This is a genomic window from Microbacterium sp., from assembly GCF_043427715.1.
GTDB lineage: Bacteria > Actinomycetota > Actinomycetes > Actinomycetales > Microbacteriaceae > Microbacterium.
This window is the reverse complement of the sequence record NZ_JBHWTD010000046.1, coordinates 1-16,344: the sequence shown is the minus strand read 5'-3', so window position 1 is coordinate 16,344 and position 16,344 is coordinate 1. Positions and strand designations below refer to the sequence as shown.

Annotated in this window: 13 protein-coding genes, 1 tRNA gene and 1 pseudogene; 3 read left to right on the top strand and 12 right to left on the bottom strand. The window is 69.7% G+C overall.

Annotated elements, in window-relative coordinates; translation table 11 throughout:
• Positions 1–98: 98 nt before the first annotated feature.
• The 7 genes from ACHFGS_RS05095 to ACHFGS_RS05065 form a co-directional block, all read right to left on the bottom strand.
• A complete protein-coding gene (locus tag ACHFGS_RS05095) occupies positions 99–995 on the bottom strand; it encodes an SDR family oxidoreductase (RefSeq protein WP_394289243.1) in 897 nt (298 codons plus the stop codon).
• 137 nt (positions 996–1,132) lie between these two features.
• Positions 1,133–2,647: a SulP family inorganic anion transporter gene (locus ACHFGS_RS05090; protein WP_394289242.1), complete on the bottom strand. Its 1,515-nt coding sequence runs from the start codon at positions 2,645–2,647 to the stop codon at positions 1,133–1,135.
• Between the two features lie 96 nt (positions 2,648–2,743).
• On the bottom strand, positions 2,744–3,646 hold the full coding sequence (locus ACHFGS_RS05085; protein WP_394278770.1) for a DUF2510 domain-containing protein: 903 nt from the start codon (positions 3,644–3,646) through the stop codon (positions 2,744–2,746).
• A complete protein-coding gene (locus ACHFGS_RS05080; protein ID WP_394278769.1) occupies positions 3,643–4,233 on the bottom strand; it encodes an isochorismatase family protein in 591 nt (196 codons plus the stop codon). Before ACHFGS_RS05080 ends, ACHFGS_RS05085 begins: the two co-directional genes overlap by 4 nt.
• The gene (locus tag ACHFGS_RS05075) at positions 4,230–6,449 is read right to left on the bottom strand and encodes an MMPL family transporter (RefSeq protein ID WP_394278768.1); all 2,220 of its coding nucleotides are present in this window, start codon (positions 6,447–6,449) and stop codon (positions 4,230–4,232) included. Before ACHFGS_RS05075 ends, ACHFGS_RS05080 begins: the two co-directional genes overlap by 4 nt.
• Positions 6,450–6,511: 62 nt before the next feature.
• Complete coding sequence (locus tag ACHFGS_RS05070; RefSeq protein WP_394278767.1) at positions 6,512–6,901, bottom strand: hypothetical protein; 390 nt, start codon at positions 6,899–6,901, stop codon at positions 6,512–6,514.
• Positions 6,902–6,956: 55 nt separating this feature from the next.
• A tRNA-Thr gene (locus ACHFGS_RS05065) sits at positions 6,957–7,032 on the bottom strand.
• A gap of 231 nt (positions 7,033–7,263) precedes the next feature.
• Between ACHFGS_RS05065 and ACHFGS_RS05060 the strand changes: the two genes are divergently transcribed.
• The 3 genes from ACHFGS_RS05060 (at position 7,264) to ACHFGS_RS05050 (ending at position 9,922) form a co-directional block, all read left to right on the top strand.
• On the top strand, positions 7,264–8,166 hold the full coding sequence (locus ACHFGS_RS05060) for a MetQ/NlpA family ABC transporter substrate-binding protein (protein WP_394278766.1): 903 nt from the start codon (positions 7,264–7,266) through the stop codon (positions 8,164–8,166).
• A 66-nt stretch (positions 8,167–8,232) separates the two neighbouring features.
• A complete protein-coding gene (locus ACHFGS_RS05055) occupies positions 8,233–9,270 on the top strand; it encodes a methionine ABC transporter ATP-binding protein (RefSeq protein WP_394278765.1) in 1,038 nt (345 codons plus the stop codon).
• Positions 9,263–9,922 carry an ABC transporter permease subunit gene (locus tag ACHFGS_RS05050; RefSeq protein WP_184218975.1) on the top strand — a complete coding sequence of 220 codons (660 nt, stop codon included), beginning with the start codon at positions 9,263–9,265 and terminating at the stop codon, positions 9,920–9,922. Before ACHFGS_RS05055 ends, ACHFGS_RS05050 begins: the two co-directional genes overlap by 8 nt.
• Before the next feature lie 57 nt (positions 9,923–9,979).
• On the opposite strand, the gene ACHFGS_RS05045 is transcribed toward ACHFGS_RS05050, so the two are convergent.
• The 5 genes and pseudogenes from ACHFGS_RS05045 to ACHFGS_RS05025 form a co-directional block, all read right to left on the bottom strand.
• On the bottom strand, positions 9,980–11,509 hold the full coding sequence (locus ACHFGS_RS05045; RefSeq protein WP_394278764.1) for an alpha/beta hydrolase: 1,530 nt from the start codon (positions 11,507–11,509) through the stop codon (positions 9,980–9,982).
• Positions 11,506–12,660, bottom strand: coding sequence for a DNA polymerase III subunit delta' (locus ACHFGS_RS05040; RefSeq protein WP_394278763.1), 1,155 nt, complete (start codon positions 12,658–12,660; stop codon positions 11,506–11,508). Before ACHFGS_RS05040 ends, ACHFGS_RS05045 begins: the two co-directional genes overlap by 4 nt.
• A 69-nt stretch (positions 12,661–12,729) precedes the next feature.
• Positions 12,730–13,353 carry a dTMP kinase gene (gene tmk / locus ACHFGS_RS05035; RefSeq protein WP_394289241.1) on the bottom strand — a complete coding sequence of 208 codons (624 nt, stop codon included), beginning with the start codon at positions 13,351–13,353 and terminating at the stop codon, positions 12,730–12,732.
• Positions 13,350–16,016 (bottom strand): type I DNA topoisomerase, encoded by a 2,667-nt coding sequence (topA, locus tag ACHFGS_RS05030; protein ID WP_394279226.1) that lies wholly within the window; start codon positions 16,014–16,016, stop codon positions 13,350–13,352. Before topA ends, tmk begins: the two co-directional genes overlap by 4 nt.
• A 105-nt stretch (positions 16,017–16,121) precedes the next feature.
• A pseudogene (locus ACHFGS_RS05025) lies at positions 16,122–16,344 on the bottom strand (helicase); the annotation flags it as partial.

Genomic DNA, 16,344 nt, shown 5'->3' with positions numbered 1-16,344 from the left:
AACTCCCGCGGGCCGGCGGCCACACCCGACGTCGGCGGACGCCCCCGCGGCCGGCCGGTCGGCCCCGCTCCTCGCCGTCACCGACCGGCCACGCCGGGTCAGGGCGTCGGCTTGCCGCCGTTGACGTTCAGGGTCTCACCGATCACGAAGCTCGACTCCGGAGAGGCCAGGAACACGTACGCCGGGGCGAGCTCGGCGGGCTGGCCCATCCGACCGAGCGGGGTGTCCTCGCCGAACTCCTCGAGCTTCTCCGGCGGCTGACCGTCCGTGACCTGCAGCGGTGTCCAGATCGGCCCCGGCGCGACCGCGTTCACCCGGATGCCCTTCGGCGCGAGCTGCTGCGCGAGCGCCTTCGTGAAGGCGTTGATGGTGGCCTTCGTCGATGCGTAGTCGACCAGGAACTCCGACGGTGAGTACGCCTGGATCGACGTGGTGTTGATGATCGTCGAGCCGGGCACCAGATGCGGTACGGCGGCCTTCGTGATCCAGAACATTGCGTCCACGTTCGTGGTGAAGGTGTCGTCGAACTGGTCGTCGTCGAGGGTCGTGATGTCCTCGCTGTACACCTGCTTACCGCCGTTGTTCACGAGGATGTCGAGACCGCCGAGCCCTTCGACCGTCTTCGCCACCAGGTCGCGGCAGTAATCCTTGCTGCGCAGGTCTCCCGGCAGGCGCAGCGCCGTCACCCCGGCCTCCTCGATGATGCCGGCGATGCGCGCGGCATCCTCCTCTTCCGCAGGCAGGTAGGACAGCGCGACATCCGCCCCCTCGCGGGCGAACGCGATGGCGGTCGCCGCGCCGATGCCGGAGTCTGCTCCGGTGATGAGCGCCTTCCGGCCCTTCAGCCGGCCGGTGCCGCGGTAGGTGTCCTCGCCGAGGTCCGCCTTCGGGTCGAGGTCGGCGTCGAGGCCGGGCTCGGGCTGATGCCCCTTCTTCGGCGTGATCTCGGCGTACAGCTCGACGGGATTCGTGAACGTGTACTGGTCGCGTGCCATGGTGTCCTCTCCTGTCTCGCACCCGCAGTGCTCGTGGGCGCGGGATGCGTGTTGCTCGGAGAGAAGAGTCTCCCGTCATCGCGGCGGACACCCAGGGCGGTTGACAACCCGCCCGAGCGATGCGACGCTTCCGCGGCTCAGGCCCCGCCCAGACCGCCCGACAGCCGCCCGTGGAAGCCGGTCGTCGCGTCGTTCATCCCTGTGAAGGTGACCCGCCGGCCGAGCTGGGCGTACTTGGCCTCGATGGCATCGAGCGCCGCCACGGACGAGGCATCCCACACGTGCGAGCGGGACAGGTCGATGACGACCTCCTCCGGATCGCGGGTGTACTCGAACTGCGTCGTCAGGTCGTTGCTCGATGCGAAGAACAGCGCACCGTCGACCGCGTAGTGCACCTTGCCACCCTCGACCCGGCGGGTCACGGTCGTGAAGTGCGCGACCCGGCGGGCGAACAGCACCGTCGCCGCGACGACGCCCACCCCGACGCCGACGGCGAGATTGTGGCTCCACACGGTGGCCACGACGGTTGCGAGCATGACCACGGTCTCGCTGCGCGGCATCCGTCGCAGGGTGGAGGGACGGATGCTGTGCCAGTCGAAGGTAGCGATGCACACGACGATCATGACGGCTACCAGCGCCGCCATCGGGATGATCGCGACGACGTCGCCGAACACGAGCACGAGAACGAGCAGGAAGACGCCGGCGCAGAACGTGGAGATGCGCGTGCGGGCGCCCGACGCCTTCACGTTGATCATCGTCTGGCCGATCATGGCGCAGCCGCCCATGCCGCCGAGGAAGCCCGAGAGCATGTTCGCGACGCCCTGTCCCCATGCCTCGCGCGTCTTCCGGGAGTGGGTGTCGGTGATGTCGTCGACGAGCTTGGCAGTCATGAGCGATTCGAGCAGCCCGACGATCGCCATCGCGAACGCGTACGGCGCGATGATCGCGAGGGTCTCCCCCGTCCAGGGCACGTCGGGGATGAACAGGGACGGCAGGCTCTGGGGCAGCTCACCCTGGTCGCCCACGGTCGGCACCGCCAGGTTGAAGACGACCGCCGCCAGCGTGATGAGGACGATCGTCACGAGCGGTGCCGGCACGGCCTTGGTCACCCGAGGCAGCAGGAAGAGGATCAGCAGGCCCATCGCCGTCAGCGGGTACACCGCCCACGGCACGCCGATCAGGTGCGGGATCTGCGCGATGAAGACGAGGATCGCGAGCGCGTTCACGAAGCCGACCATGACGCTGCGCGGAATGAACCGCATGAGCTTCGCCACGCCGAGCACGGCGAACAGCACCTGCAGGATGCCGGCGAGGATCACGGTCGCGATGAAGTAGTCGATCCCGTACTCGCGGGCGACGGGCGCGATCACGAGCGCGACGGCGCCGGTGGCGGCGGTGATCATGGCGGGCCGGCCGCCGAGGAAGGAGATCGCGACCGCCATCACGAAAGACGCGAACAGGCCCAGCCTCGGATCCACCCCGGCGATGATCGAGAACGCGATCGCCTCGGGGATCAGCGCGATCGCGACGACCAGGCCGGCGAGCACTTCACGGGTGAGCAGCCGGGGGCTGCGGAGCGCCTGCAGCACGGTCGGTTCGATCCGGTAGCGGTCGCGATCAGCTCGCAGAGCGCTGTCAGCAGATCGTCGCACCCGCCCGACTTTACGGGATCCGGGTGCCGCGCATCCCCGCACCGCGGAGCCGCTCCGGCGCCAAGGCCCCGGTGGACAGCGAACTCGCCTCGCGTGTCAGGAGACGGTCGCGACCATCGCCCAGAGCGTGTCGACGAAGACCGCGAGCCACAGCGCGAGGGCGCTGAGGCCGACGATCAGGAGGATCATCCACCCCCACAGCGGAGCGGTTCCCCGGCCGGTCCGCCGCCGCACGACGATCGTCCGACCCACGACGTAGACGCCGAGGGTAGCGACGAACACCAGCAGCGACCATCCCCATGCGAACGGGCGCTCGATCCCCCGCCGGCGGAGAGCACGCACGTCGAGCCAGGCGAAGAGGACGGATGCCGCGAGGAAGAGCCCGTTGACCCAGGTGAGCAGCAAGAGCCCCGCGACCACCCAGCCGCCGGGACCGGGATCAAACCCGTCCGGAAGCAGGAGCACGCCGATGACCCGAGAGACGGTGACGGCATCGATCACCAGCGCGGAGCAGAACGGCAGGATCGAGAAGACGATCGACAGCCAGACCCACACCGTTCCGGGCGAGGGCTGCCGTGCGGGCGCGTCGGCGGTCGGAGTCGGATGCTGAGCGGGAGCGGCGGCGGCCGGAGACGCGGCCGCCGGAGACGGTGCGGCGGGAGGTGCCGCGGCGGGAGCCGTGACAGCGGGAGGCATGGCTGCGGGAGACGCGGCATCCGGAGTCATCTCGTTCCGCGTCGCGGAGTCGGCACTCTCCCGATCCGGCGAGCCACCCGCCACCGGCTCGGCGACGTCGTCCTCATCAGGTGCGGCCGCGGACTCACCGGGCGCGGACTCGCCGACCTCCTCGTCGATCACCTCGTCGCGCGCGTCCCCCTCCGCACCGGCCGCCCCCGCCGGGGCCACGGTGTCGGGCGCCCAGGCTGCGCCGTCCCACCAGCGCAGCTGCCCCGGCTCGCCCGGATCGGCATACCAGCCGGCGGGCGCGCCGCGGCTCACCGAGCGCCCTCGGAGCGGCCCTCGACGAGCTCGGCACCCGCATGGGCGAGTTCGGCCAAGGCCGCCTCGCTGGAGGCGGGGGCGACCCCGGCGATCAGATCGGTCAGCACGCGCACGCGGCGACCGTGCTCGATCGCGTCGAGCGCGGACGCCCGAACGCAGTAGTCCGTGGCGATGCCGGTGACGTCGACATCGGTGACGCCGTGTGCGGTGAGTAGGTCGCCGACCGTCTCACCGGCATCCGTCACGCCCTCGAAGAGGGAGTACGCCGGAATGCCCTGCCCCTTCTTGACGTGGTGGGTCACGGCCGAGGTGTCCAGGCCCGGGTCGTACTCGGCGCCAGTGGTGCCGGCGACGCAGTGCACCGGCCACGAGTCCACGAAGTCGGGCTGCGCGGCGAAGTGTCCGCCGTTGTGGCCATCGCCGTCGTGCCAGTCACGCGACGCGATGATCAGCGTGTAGTCGGCGGCGTGCGCTGCCACGAAGGAGCTGATCCCCTCCGCGACCGCGTCACCGCCGTCCACACCCAGGGCACCGCCCTCGGTGAAATCGTTCTGCACATCGACGATGAACAGCGCTCGGCTCATGCGTCGAGAGTACGACGGTATTCCGCTCTGCTCATAGTCGTGGCATCGGTCTCTTCCGGCTCGAAGCGCGAGAGCTTCGAGGGCCACCAGATCGCCTTGCCGATGTCATACCCGAGCGCCGGCACCAGGAGCGACCGCACGAGGAACGTGTCGAGCAGCACGCCGAACGCCACGATGAACGCCAGCTGCACCAGGAAGAGGATCTGGATGACGCCGAGCGCCGCGAACGTCGCCGCGAGCACGAGACCCGCTGAGGTGATGACGCCGCCGGTCGACACGAGTCCGCGGAGGATGCCGCGACGCGTGCCGTGCACAAGCGACTCCTCCCGCACACGTGACATCAGGAAGATGTTGTAGTCGACGCCGAGCGCGACGAGGAACACGAACCCGTACAGCGGCACCGAGGGGTCGGCGCCCGGGAAGTCGAAGACCCCGTTGAAGATCAGGGCGCTGACGCCGAGGGCGGCGGCGAACGAGACCACGACGCTGAGGATCAGGAGCACCGGCGCGAGGACCGAGCGCAGCAGCAGCATCAGGATCAGCAGGATGACCACGAGGATCACCGGGATGATGACGGTGCGGTCGCGGATCGAGGTGTCGTTGGTGTCGAGGTCGATCGCTGTGGTGCCACCGACGATCGCGTCGACGTCCGCGTCGGCATAGGCGCCGCGGACATCCCGCACGGTCTGCTCGGCCTCCAGCGAATCGGCCGCGTCGGCGAGCGTCGCCACGAGCATGACGTCACCGTCGTCGACGGTCGGCGCGGGCGCCTCCGTTCCCGGGGGGCCCTGCACGGTGTAGACGACCTCGTCACCGTCGAGCGCGACGCCGACCTGACCGGTCGCGGAATCCGCGGAGAGCACGGCGACCGAGTCGACACCGCTCTCGTCCTCGAGCACGCCGAGCGCGTCGGCGATGCCGTCCTCAGAGGCGATGACGTAGAGCGGGCTGCCCGAACCGGCCGGGAAGTGCTCGCCGAGCACCGCCTGACCGTCACGCGCCTCCGACTCTGCGAGCACGAGCTCGCTTGCGGGCACGCCCTCGGCCTTCAGCTGTGTGACGCCGACGGCGGCGACCAGGAGCACGACCGTGGAGAGGATCCAGACCAGGCGGGCGCGCTTCGCGATCAGGCGGGCGAGCCGCGCCCAGCCGCCCTTGACGGGCTGCGTGAGGTCAACGGGGAGGTCGGTCGCGCCGGCCTTGGGGATGAAGGGCCAGAACGCTGCGCGCCCGGTGAGGGCGAGCAGTGCCGGCAGGAACGTCAGCGACGAGAGGATCGCGAAGACGATGCCGATCGAGGCGATGGGGCCGAGCGCGCGGTTGCTGGCGAGGTCGCTCAGCAGGAGGCAGAGCAGACCCGCGATGACCGTGCCGCCCGATGCCAGGATCGGCTCGACCGATCCCTTCCACGCCGCGACCACGGCATCCCATCTCTGCTTCCCCTCCCCGATCGCCTCGCGGAAGCGGGCGACGTAGAGGAGGGCGTAGTCGGTGGCGGCACCGATCACGAGGATGAACAGGATGCCCTGCACCTGACCGTTCAGAACGAAGATCTCGGCCTTCGCCAGCCACCACACCGTCAACAGCGCCACGCACAGCGCGAACACGGAGGTCATCAGCACCAGGAGCGGCAGCAGAGGTGACCGGTAGACGACGATGAGGATGATGAAGACGGCGCCGAGGGCGACCAGCAGCAGCAGTCCGTCGATGCCGGTGAAGCCGGCGGCCAGATCTGCGGTGAAGCCAGCGGGCCCCGTGACCCAGGCGTCGATGCCGCTCGGGCTCTCGGCCGCGACGGTCTCGCGGATCTCCCCGACGATCTCAGTGACGTCCCCCGACGTGTCGATCGAGACGACGACCTGGGCTGCCTCGCCGTCCACGGAGGGGATGGCGGGAGAGACCTCGCTCACACCCTCGACCTCGGCGACGGCGTCGGCCACGGCCTGCACCTCGCCGAGCTGATCGCGGTCGAGCTCGCCTCCCGCGTCGAAGACGACGAGTGCGGGGATCGCGTCGCCGCCGGTGAAGTCGTCGAGGCGCCCCTGCACCTGCGTCGACTCCGCACTCTGCGGCAGGAACGAGGACTGGTCGTTGCTGGATACCTCTTCGACCTTGCCGAAGTACGGGCCGCCGATCGCCCCTCCCGCGAGCCAGATGACGACGAGAACCAGAGGCAGCGCGATGCGCAGCCAGCGCGAGGGAGACCGAGATGTCATATAGCTAGAATAGCTAGTAATATGCTTTTTTAGCAAAATTGAGCGAGGAGATTTCCGAGAGATCAGCCTCGGAGGAAGATCGCCGCGATCGAGCCGATCACGGAGAGGATCCCGACCCCTGCTCCCCCGATCGCCATTCCCCACAGCAGCTTGAGCACGGGGGGCCGAGGGGTGAGCCGTACGCGGCCGCACCACCCGTGTCGGTAAAAGATCGACGCCCGGTCGACGCCGCCCAGTGCGGCAGCGTCCGCGGCGGAGAGCACCGCCGCGTTCACCTCACCGTCGACGTCGATCCACCTAGCGGTGACGCCGTCCTCGTCGAGGTACGCCTCCGCCGGCAGCCAGCTGCCGTCGACCGCCCACACGATGACGGCGACGAGGCCGAACACCACCGCGACACCGAAGCCGACCCAGGAGAAGATCTCCAGCACGGCGTCCAGAGCGTTGGTCACCTGAGCATCCTCTGTTCGACGCCGTTCCGGCGATCGAGCCGGTCTCAGGGAGAAATGGAGCCACCTAAGGGAATCGAACCCTTGACCTATTCATTACGAGTGAATCGCTCTGCCGTCTGAGCTAAGGTGGCGCGCTTCGCTTGCGCGTTGCACGATCATCGATCCTACAGGGTCGAAGAGGATGCCGCGAACCGTCCCCGGCCCCTCCCTCGCCCTCCGGGTGTCGGCTTGTTACGTCTCGGATCCGATTCTGAGCCGCCCCTGCATACCGTGGTGGAGGCACCGCGATGAGGCGAGCGCGGGTCGCTCGTGCTCGGCGCGTTCTGCGCTTGCGATGTCTTCGTTCCATCAAGGAGAGCACCATGCCCAAGAAGTCCCTGGCCGCCATCGCGCTGGCCCTCCCCCTCGCCCTGCTGCTCGGCGGCTGCGCGACCGGATCCGACGACTCCGCCGGATCGGGCGACGCCGGCCAGAACGAGGGCCCCGTGCGCATCGGCGTCGTGGGCGCCGGAGACCCGTACTGGGAGACCTACACCGAGGCTGCCGCCGCGGAGGGCATCGAGATCGAGCTGGTCGACTTCACCGAGTACACGCAGCCCAACCCGGCGCTCTCGGCGGGCGAGCTCGACCTCAACCAGTTCCAGCACGTCATCTACCTCGCCACCTACAACGAGCAGTCCGGCGAGGACCTCGTGCCGATCGGTGCGACCGCGATCTACCCACTCGGCCTGTACTCGACGCAGTACGACTCCGTCGAGGACATCCCCGAGGGCGAGACCGTCGCCGTCCCCAACGACGAGTCCAACCAGGCCCGCGGCCTCCTCGTCCTGCAGTCGGCCGGCCTCGTGGAGCTGAAGGACGGGGGATCGATCTTCTCGACCGTCGCCGACGTCCTCGACAGCTCGAAGGTCAAGGTCGAAGCCCTCGACGCGGCCTTCACCGCCACCTCGCTCCCCGACGTCGCGGCATCCATCGTGAACAACGACTTCCTCGAGGACGCGGGCCTCACGCCCGAGGACGCGATCGCCACCGACGACCCCAGCGACCCCAACGCCCTGCCCTACGTCAACATCTTCGCCGCGCGTGCCGAGGATGCCGACAACGAGACGTACCAGAAGCTCGTCGAGATCTACCAGAACTCCCAGGACGTCCTCGACGGCGTCCAGGAGGCCTCGGGCGGCACCGCCGAGTTCGTCACCACGCCGGCCGCCGACCTCGTCGCTTCGCTCGAAGACGTGCAGGAAGACATCGCCGCGAACCAGTAAGTCCCGTCCCGATGCGGCTCGCTCCCTGAGAGCGGGCCGCATCGGCATGTGCTCGAGGAGCCGCTCATGACCTTCATCCGCCTCACCGGCGTCACCAAGTCCTTCCCTCCGACCGGGAAGGATGCCGCGCCCGTGGTCGCCGTCGACGACGTCAGCCTGGAGATCCCCGCCGGCAGCATCACCGGCATCATCGGGTACTCCGGCGCCGGCAAGTCGACGGTGCTGCGCCTGGTCAACGCCCTCGAAAAGCCCACATCGGGAACGGTCGAGATCGACGGGCGCGACATCACCCGCCTCGGCGAGCGCGACCTGCGAGCGCTCCGCGGCGACATCGGCATGATCTTCCAGCAGTTCAACCTCTTCGACTCGCGCACCGTCGCGGGCAACGTCGCGTACCCGCTCGAGGTGGCGGGGCGGCCACGCGCGGAGATCCGCACCCGTGTCGCCGAGCTCCTGGAGTTCGTCGGCCTCGCCGACAAGGCGAAGAACTACCCCGAGCAGCTCTCAGGTGGTCAGAAGCAGCGGGTCGGGATCGCCCGCGCCCTCGCGACCGACCCGCGCATCCTCCTCGCCGACGAGGCGACCAGCGCCCTCGACCCCGAGACGACCCACGAAGTGCTCGGCCTCCTGAAGCGCGTCAACGCAGAGCTCGGGATCACCATCCTCGTCATCACCCACGAGATGGAGGTCGTCCGCACGATCGCCGACCGCATCGTCGTGATGGAGAACGGTCGCGTCATCGAGGACGGCGCCGTGTTCGACATCCTCTCCACCCCGCGGCACGCCGCCACGCGCCGGTTCGTGTCGAGCATCATCGACGAGGTGCCGAGCGGCGAGAAGCTCTCGGCGCTCCGTCAACGGCACCCCGGTCGCGTGGTCACTTTCACCGTGCGCGACGGCGACGTCACGCAGGCGGACGTGTTCGCCGCCCTCGCTCGCCACGGCGTGCGCTTCGAACTCATCCACGGCGGCATCAACGACATCGGCGGACGGGTCTTCGGACACCTGACGCTGTCCGTGTCCGGAGACGCGGATGCCGTGGACGCGGCGATCGCCGATGCCGGTACGCACGCAGCACTGATCGAGGAGGACGTTCGTGGATAGGCTCATCGACCTGCTTCCCGACCTGTGGGAAGCCACCGCCGAGACCCTCTACATCGTCTCGTTCTCCCTCGTCCTGGGCGGGATCGCGGGGCTCCTGATCGGGCTGGCGCTGTACGCCACCCGCGCGGGCAGCCTGTTCCCCAACCGGTTCGTGTTCGGCTTCCTGAACGTGCTCGTCAACTTCTTCCGCCCGATCCCGTTCGTGATCCTCCTCGCAGCGGTGCAGCCCCTCGCCCGCAGCGTGAACATCCGCGGCATCGGACCGGAGTTCGGCATCTTCGCGATCACGATCGCCTCGATGTTCGCGATCAGCCGCATCGTGGAGCAGAACCTGCTCACCGTGAAGCCGGGCGTCATCGAGGCGGCGCGCGCGGCGGGCGCCAGTCGCAGTCGCGTCCTCTTCCGGCTCGTGCCGCGTGAGGCGCTCGCACCGCTCGTGCTCGGCTACACCTTCATCGTCGTCGCACTCGTTGACATGACCGCGATCGCCGGCGCCGTGGCGGCGGGTGGCCTCGGCGAGTTCGCGATCGTCTACGGCTTCAAGCAGTTCAACCCGTGGGTGACCTGGGCGGCGGTGCTGATCATCATCGTGATCGTGCAGCTGGTGCAGTTCTTCGGGAATGGCCTGGCGCGGCGCATCCTGCGCCGCTGACGTGATGGCACCGGCGGCGCACCCTGCGCCGCTGACCCGACGGCACCGGCGGTGGCGTCACTCGCAGGTGATGTCGCCGTCCGGCACCGTGCCGTCCACGAAGTACGCCTCCACGGCGCCGTCGATGCAGTCGTTGCCCTTGTTGAAGCCGAGGTGGCCTTCTCCGACGCGGGTCAGCAGGATGCCGGAGCTCAACTGTTCGGCCAGCGCGGCGGCCCATTCGTACGGCGTCGCCGGGTCGCCGGTCGTGCCGACGAGCAGGATCGGCGGCGCACCCTCGGCGTGGATCTCGCCGCGGGTCCCTGTCGGCGGATAAGGCCACGACGCGCACAGGTCGACGCCGGACCAGTAGGGCGCCAACGTCGGGGCGTCGGCGGCAACGAGCGCCTCGGACTCCGCCTCGAGCTCCGCCGGGTCAGCCGGGTAGTCGATGCAGTTGTACGCCGAGAACGCCTCGGTCGAGTTGTCGAGGTAGCGACCGTCGGAGCGGTTGTAGTACATGTCAACGAGGGAGAACATCACGTCCGCGTCGCCCTCGAGGGCGGCCGTGATCGCCTCGGTCAGGTACGGCCAGTTGCCTTCGCTGTACAGGGCGGTGATGATCCCCATCACCATGGCGTCACCGGTCATCTCACGGCCGTCGGTCGCGGCCGGCGGTGCCGCGTCGATGACGGCGAGCGCTTCGGCCAGCTGACCCATCGCGTCGTCGACCGTGCCGGTGAACGGGCAGTCCTCCTGGTCGAGGCAGAACGCGGCGTAGGCACGGAGCGAGTTCTCGAAGCCGACGGCCTGTCGGGCGCCGACCTCGCTGCCGGGCACCGAGGGATCGATGCCACCGTCGAGGACGACGCGACCCACCCGGCCGGGGAACAGCTCGGCGTACGTCGCGCCGAGGAACGCGCCGTACGAGTACCCGAGGTAGTGCAGGCGCTCGTCGCCGAGCACCCCGCGTAGCAGGTCCATGTCACGGGCGGCGTTCGCTGTGGAGATGTGGGGCAGGATGTCACCGCTGTTCGCCTCGCACGCGGCTGCGAAACGCTCATTGCGGTCCGTCAGCTCGGACTCCCACTCCGGCGTGCCGCGGGGGGCCGCCGGGGCGTCGAACAGGTAGGCGTCCATGTCCGCGGCATCCAGGCACCGCACCGCCGTCGACTCGCCGACGCCGCGCGGATCGAAACCCACCACGTCGTACGAGCCGAGCAGGGTCTCCCCCACCGCGAAGCTCGCCGATCCGCGGACGAGGTCCACGCCGCTCGCCCCGGGACCACCGGGGTTCACCAGGAGCGCGCCCTGGCTGTCGCCGTCGGCCAGTCGCATGATGATCGCGAGGTCGAGGTCGCCGGCCGAGGGGTCGGCCCAGTCGATCGGTGCGGAGACGGTCGTGCAGAAGAAGTCGCCCTCGCCGCCGCCCGCGCACTCCTCCCACATCAGCTCCTGCCCGTAGTACGGCAGGAGCTCGCTCGGGACGCCGTCGGTGACCGGGGTCCGCTCGGGCGAGGGGCGCTCGATCGGCACGCACGCCGCGAGCGCGGCGGCCACGGTCAGCGCCGCGGTGACACCGGCGACGAGGCGCCGCGACGACCTCATGCGGTGCGTCCGGTCGCCACGGTGATGAGCATCGACTCCAGCGCGAGTGCGGGTGCCGCGTTCTGCTGCAGGTTGGCGCGGGTCGTGGCGATCGCGTCGATGACGGTGAGGGTGCGCTGCGGCGCCCACGCGGCCGCGAGGGCCTCGATGTCGGCCGCCAACTCGCGGTTGATGAGGTCGCCGTCCTGCCCGAACTGACGCATGAGCGTGTCGCGGTAGAGCGATTCGAGGTCGGTGAGCACCCGGTCGATGCCGTCGCGGAGGCTGCGGGTCGCGCGTCGCTTCTGCTCGTCCTCGAGGGCGCTGAGCTGACCGCGTACCGCCGGGGGCACCGCGCCGCCGGGCGTCACGCCGAGGGTGCGCAGCAGCGCCTCCCGCTCGCTCTCATCACGCGCGGCAGTGAGGGCTTTGGCGTCCTCGGTGGCGAGCTGCACGATGCGGGCGGCGACCTCGACGGCGTCGCCGACCCCGCGGACGGCGAGCACCCCGCGCAGGGTCTGTTCGCGGCGCTCGCGCGACGCGGCATCCGTCGCCAGTCGCTGCGCCATGCCGATGTGTCGCTGGGCGAGTCGTGCGGACTGCTCCGCAACCGCCTCGCTCACGCCGGTGCGCTGCACGATCAGGCGCGCCACGTCGGCGACCTCCGGCTCGCGCAGGCGCAGGATGCGCACGCGCGAGCGGATCGTGGGCAGCAGGTCGGCGTCGCTCGGCGCGCAGAGGATCCAGACGGTCTGCTCCGGCGGCTCCTCAAGGGCCTTCAGCAGCACGTTGCTGGTGCGCTCGACCATCCTGTCTGCGTCTTCCATGATCATGACGCGATACCGCCCGAGCGACGGCGAGAAGTACGAGCGCTCCACGAGCGCGCGCGCGTCTTTGATCGAGATGATCACGCCCTCCGTGCGCAGCGCCGTCACGTCGGGGTGCGTGCGCGCGATCACCTGGCGCATCGCGTTCTGGTCGCCGGGCTCCGCGATGAGCGCGGCGGCGAAGGCGTACGCGAGAGTCGAGCGTCCCGACCCGGGAGGGCCGGTGATGAGCCATGCGTGAGCGAGCTGAGCGGGGTCGGATGCCGCGGCCTGCAGCTGCCGGACCGCTTCATCCTGCCCCCAGACCTCGCCCCACGGGAGCGCGTCGAGGGCGGCGGTCGTCATGCCGACCAGCCTACGGCGTGGCCGCGACACCGGCCGCCGTCGCAGGCTCCGCCGTCGCGGACCTGGCGGTCACGCCAGAGCGGATTCCACACGCTCACGGATCTCCGCAGCGATCTCGGCCACGGGGCGCGACGCGTCGACCACGAGGAAGCGCCCCGGCTCGGCCGCCGCGAGAGCGAGGAACGCCTCGCGGACCCGCTGGTGGAAGCTCTCCTTCTCGGCCTCGAGCCGGTCGAACGGCTTGTCGGCCGCGTCGAGGCGGCGGCGCGCGGCCGCCGGATCGAGGTCGAGCAGGACCGTGACATCGGGCAGGGCGCCCTCGGTGCCCCACAGCGACAGGTCGCGGACCTCGCCGCCGTCGAGCACCCGTCCGGCGCCCTGGTAGGCCACCGACGAGTCGAGGTACCGGTCCTGGATCACGACCTCACCGCGCTCGAGTGCGGGCCGCACGAGCGTCGCGACGTGGTGCGCGCGGTCGGCCGCGTACAGCAGCGCCTCGGCGCGCGGGGCGATGTCGCCGCGGTGGTGCAGCACGATGTCTCGGATGAGGACCCCGACGTCGGTGCCGCCCGGTTCGCGGGTGCGCACGACGGACCGGCCCCGCTCACGGAGCCACTCCTCCAGCAGGGTCGCTTGCGTGGTCTTGCCCGACCCGTCGCCGCCTTCGAGGGTGACCCAGAGCCCGCGGGTCACTTCTTCTTCGCCGGGGCCTTGCGGGTGGTCGTCGTCCGCCGTGTGGTCCGCTTGGGCGCGGGCCCCTTGGCGCGCTTGTCGGCCAGCATCTGCACCGCGACCTCGAACGTGATGTCGTCGGGGGTCTGCCCCTTCGGGATCGTCACGTTCGTGGTGCCGTCGGTCACGTACGCGCCGAAACGGCCGTCCTTGATCCGGATCGGCTTGCCGCTGACGGGATCGGCCTCGAACTCCTTGAGGGAGGTCGCGGCGCGGTTCGCGTACTTCGGCTGCGCGAAGATCTCGAGGGCCTGCTCGAGGGTGATGTCGAAGATCATCTCCTCGCTCGCGATGCTCCGCGAGTCGGTGCCCTTCTTGATGTACGGGCCGTACGGACCGTTCTGCGCCGTGATGACGGTGCCGGACTCCGGGTCGGTTCCCACCTCGCGCGGCAGCGACAGCAGCTTCAGCGCCGTCTCGAGGTCGATCGTCTCGGGCGACATGCTCTTGAACAGCGACCCGCGCTTGGGCTTGGGCGCCACGGCCTTCTTCGCCCCGCGCTTGGGCTTTTCAGCCTCGACGGGCGCCTCCTCCTCGGGCAGCACCTCTTCGAGGTACGGGCCGAAGCGGCCGTCCTTCACGACGATGTCCCGCCCGTTCTCGGGGTTCTGACCGAGCACTCGGTCGCCGCCCACGGGCGCGTCGATGAGCTCGCGCGCCTTCTCAGGCGTGAGCTCGTCGGGCGCGAGGTCGTCGGGCACGTTGATGCGCCGCGGCGTCTCCGGGTCCTCGCCCGGCACCTCGAGGTACGGCCCGTACCGGCCGAAGCGGAGCACCGCGACGTCACCGATCTTCGTGGAGTTGATCTCGCGCGCGTCGATGTCGCCGAGGTTGTCGACGATGTTGCGCAGGCCCACGTGCGAGTCGGATCCGAAGTAGAACTCCTTCAGCCACGCGGCGCGGTTCTGCTCGCCGCGGGCGATCGCGTCGAGGTCGTCTTCGAGCGCGGCGGTGAAGTCGTAGTCGACGAGGTCGGCGAAGTGCTCCTCGAGCAGCCGCACGATGCTGAACGCGAGCCAGCTCGGCACGAGCGCCTGACCGCGCTTGGAGACGTAGCCGCGGTCGAGGATCACGTCGATGATGCTCGCGAACGTCGAGGGGCGACCGATGCCGCGCTCCTCGAGCGCCTTCACGAGCGACGCCTCGGTGTAGCGCGGCTTCGGGCTGGTGGCGTGGCCCTTGGGCTCCACGTCGCGCAGCTGCAGGGCGTCGCCGACGGCGAGCACCGGGAGCGACTGGTCGTCGGCCTTGTCGGAGTCGCCGCGCTTCTCGTCGCGACCCTCCTCGTACGCATCGAGGAAGCCCTTGAACGTGTACACCGTGCCCGATGCGGTGAACGTGGCGGTCTTGCCCGCGGCATCCGCCTCGATCGTGACGGTCGTCGTCTCGTACTTCGCGTCGGCCATCTGGCTGGCGACGGTGCGCTTCCAGATCAGGTCGTACAGGCGCAGCTCGTCGCGGTCGAGACCGGATGCCACATCCTGGGGCTTGCGGAAGTGCTCGCCCGAGGGGCGGATCGCCTCGTGCGCCTCCTGCGCGTTCTTCGCGTTGTTGCGGTAGCTGCGCGGGTTGGCGGGCACCGCCTTGTCGCCGTACAGCTCGACCGCCTGCGTGCGCGCAGCCGTCACGGCCTGCGCCGACAGCGCGGTCGAGTCGGTGCGCATGTAGGTGATGTAGCCCTTCTCGTAGAGCCGCTGCGCGACGCCCATGGCGTGCTTGGCGCTCATCGAGAGCTTGCGACCGGCCTCCTGCTGGAGGGTCGAGGTGGTGAAGGGAGGCTTGGGGCTGCGGGTGCCGGGCTTGGCCTCGACGGCGACGACGGATGCCGCGGCGGACGCCTCGAGGGCGGTCGCGAGCTCGCGGGCGTCGGTTTCGGAGAGGACCACAACGGCCTTCTTCAGCGCGCCGGTGTCGTCGAAGTCGGTGCCGCGGGCGAGCGGCGCGCCGTCGACCCGGGTGAGGCGGATGCCGAACGAGTCGGCGTCCTTCACCGCGGTGGACTCGACATCCCAGTACGACGCGGAGACGAACGCCATGCGCTCGCGCTCACGCTCGACGACCATGCGGGTGGCGGCGGACTGCACGCGACCGGCGCTCGTTCCCTGGCCGACCTTGCGGCGGGTGACGTCGGAGACGTCCCAGCCGTACAGGCGGTCGAGGATGCGGCGGGTCTCCTGCGCATCGACCAGGGCGTGGTCGAGTTCGCGGGTGTTCTTAACGGCGGCCTGGATGGCGTCCTTGGTGATCTCATGGAAGACCATCCGCTTGACGGGGACCTTCGGCTTGAGGGTCTCCAGGAGGTGCCACGCGATGGCCTCGCCTTCGCGGTCCTCATCGGTGGCGAGGAGGAGTTCGTCGGCGGTCTTCAGGGCGCGCTTGAGCTCGGTGACGGTCTTCTTTCCGCGATCGCTCTCCACATAAAGAGGAGTGAAGTCGTTCTCGATGTCGATGGAGTACTTCCCGACCGAGGTCTTCTTCAACTCCGCCGGGATGTCCTTCTTGTCCGCGAGATCGCGGATGTGTCCGACTGAGCTGAGGACCTCGTAACCGTCACCCAGGTACCCCTGGATCGAGCGCATCTTCGTCGGAGACTCGACGATGACGAGCTTTTTGCCGTGTGCCACGTGGCGTCCTTTCTTCGTTGCACACCATACACACCGGCATGTCAAGAGCCTGCTGGGAGCGGGTCCCCACCACACGCGCCGTCTCCCCCGCGGGCGCCGACGATGTCAGTCGCCCTCAGGAGGTGGACCGGCGCGCGCCTTCGCCCGCGCGGTGAACACGCCGAACGGCACGCCGACCTCGACCGTCGCGATCAGGCCGCTCAGCGCGCATGAGGCGAGCTCCGCACCAGCGGCGCGCGCGAGCTCTCCCGCCCGGTCGCACGGCACGCCCGATTCCCGGCCGGATGCCGCGTCGGCGGCGGCCAGCGCGGCGCTGTCGGCCGAGATG

Coding starts and splice junctions, on each gene's coding strand:
- ACHFGS_RS05095 (WP_394289243.1), bottom strand. CDS start 995: ATGGCACGCGACCAGTACACGTTCACGAATCCCGTCGAGCTGTACGCC.
- ACHFGS_RS05080 (WP_394278769.1), bottom strand. CDS start 4,233: ATGAGCCGAGCGCTGTTCATCGTCGATGTGCAGAACGATTTCACCGAG.
- ACHFGS_RS05075 (WP_394278768.1), bottom strand. CDS start 6,449: ATGACATCTCGGTCTCCCTCGCGCTGGCTGCGCATCGCGCTGCCTCTG.
- ACHFGS_RS05060 (WP_394278766.1), top strand. CDS start 7,264: ATGCCCAAGAAGTCCCTGGCCGCCATCGCGCTGGCCCTCCCCCTCGCC.
- ACHFGS_RS05055 (WP_394278765.1), top strand. CDS start 8,233: ATGACCTTCATCCGCCTCACCGGCGTCACCAAGTCCTTCCCTCCGACC.
- ACHFGS_RS05045 (WP_394278764.1), bottom strand. CDS start 11,509: ATGAGGTCGTCGCGGCGCCTCGTCGCCGGTGTCACCGCGGCGCTGACC.
- ACHFGS_RS05040 (WP_394278763.1), bottom strand. CDS start 12,660: ATGACGACCGCCGCCCTCGACGCGCTCCCGTGGGGCGAGGTCTGGGGG.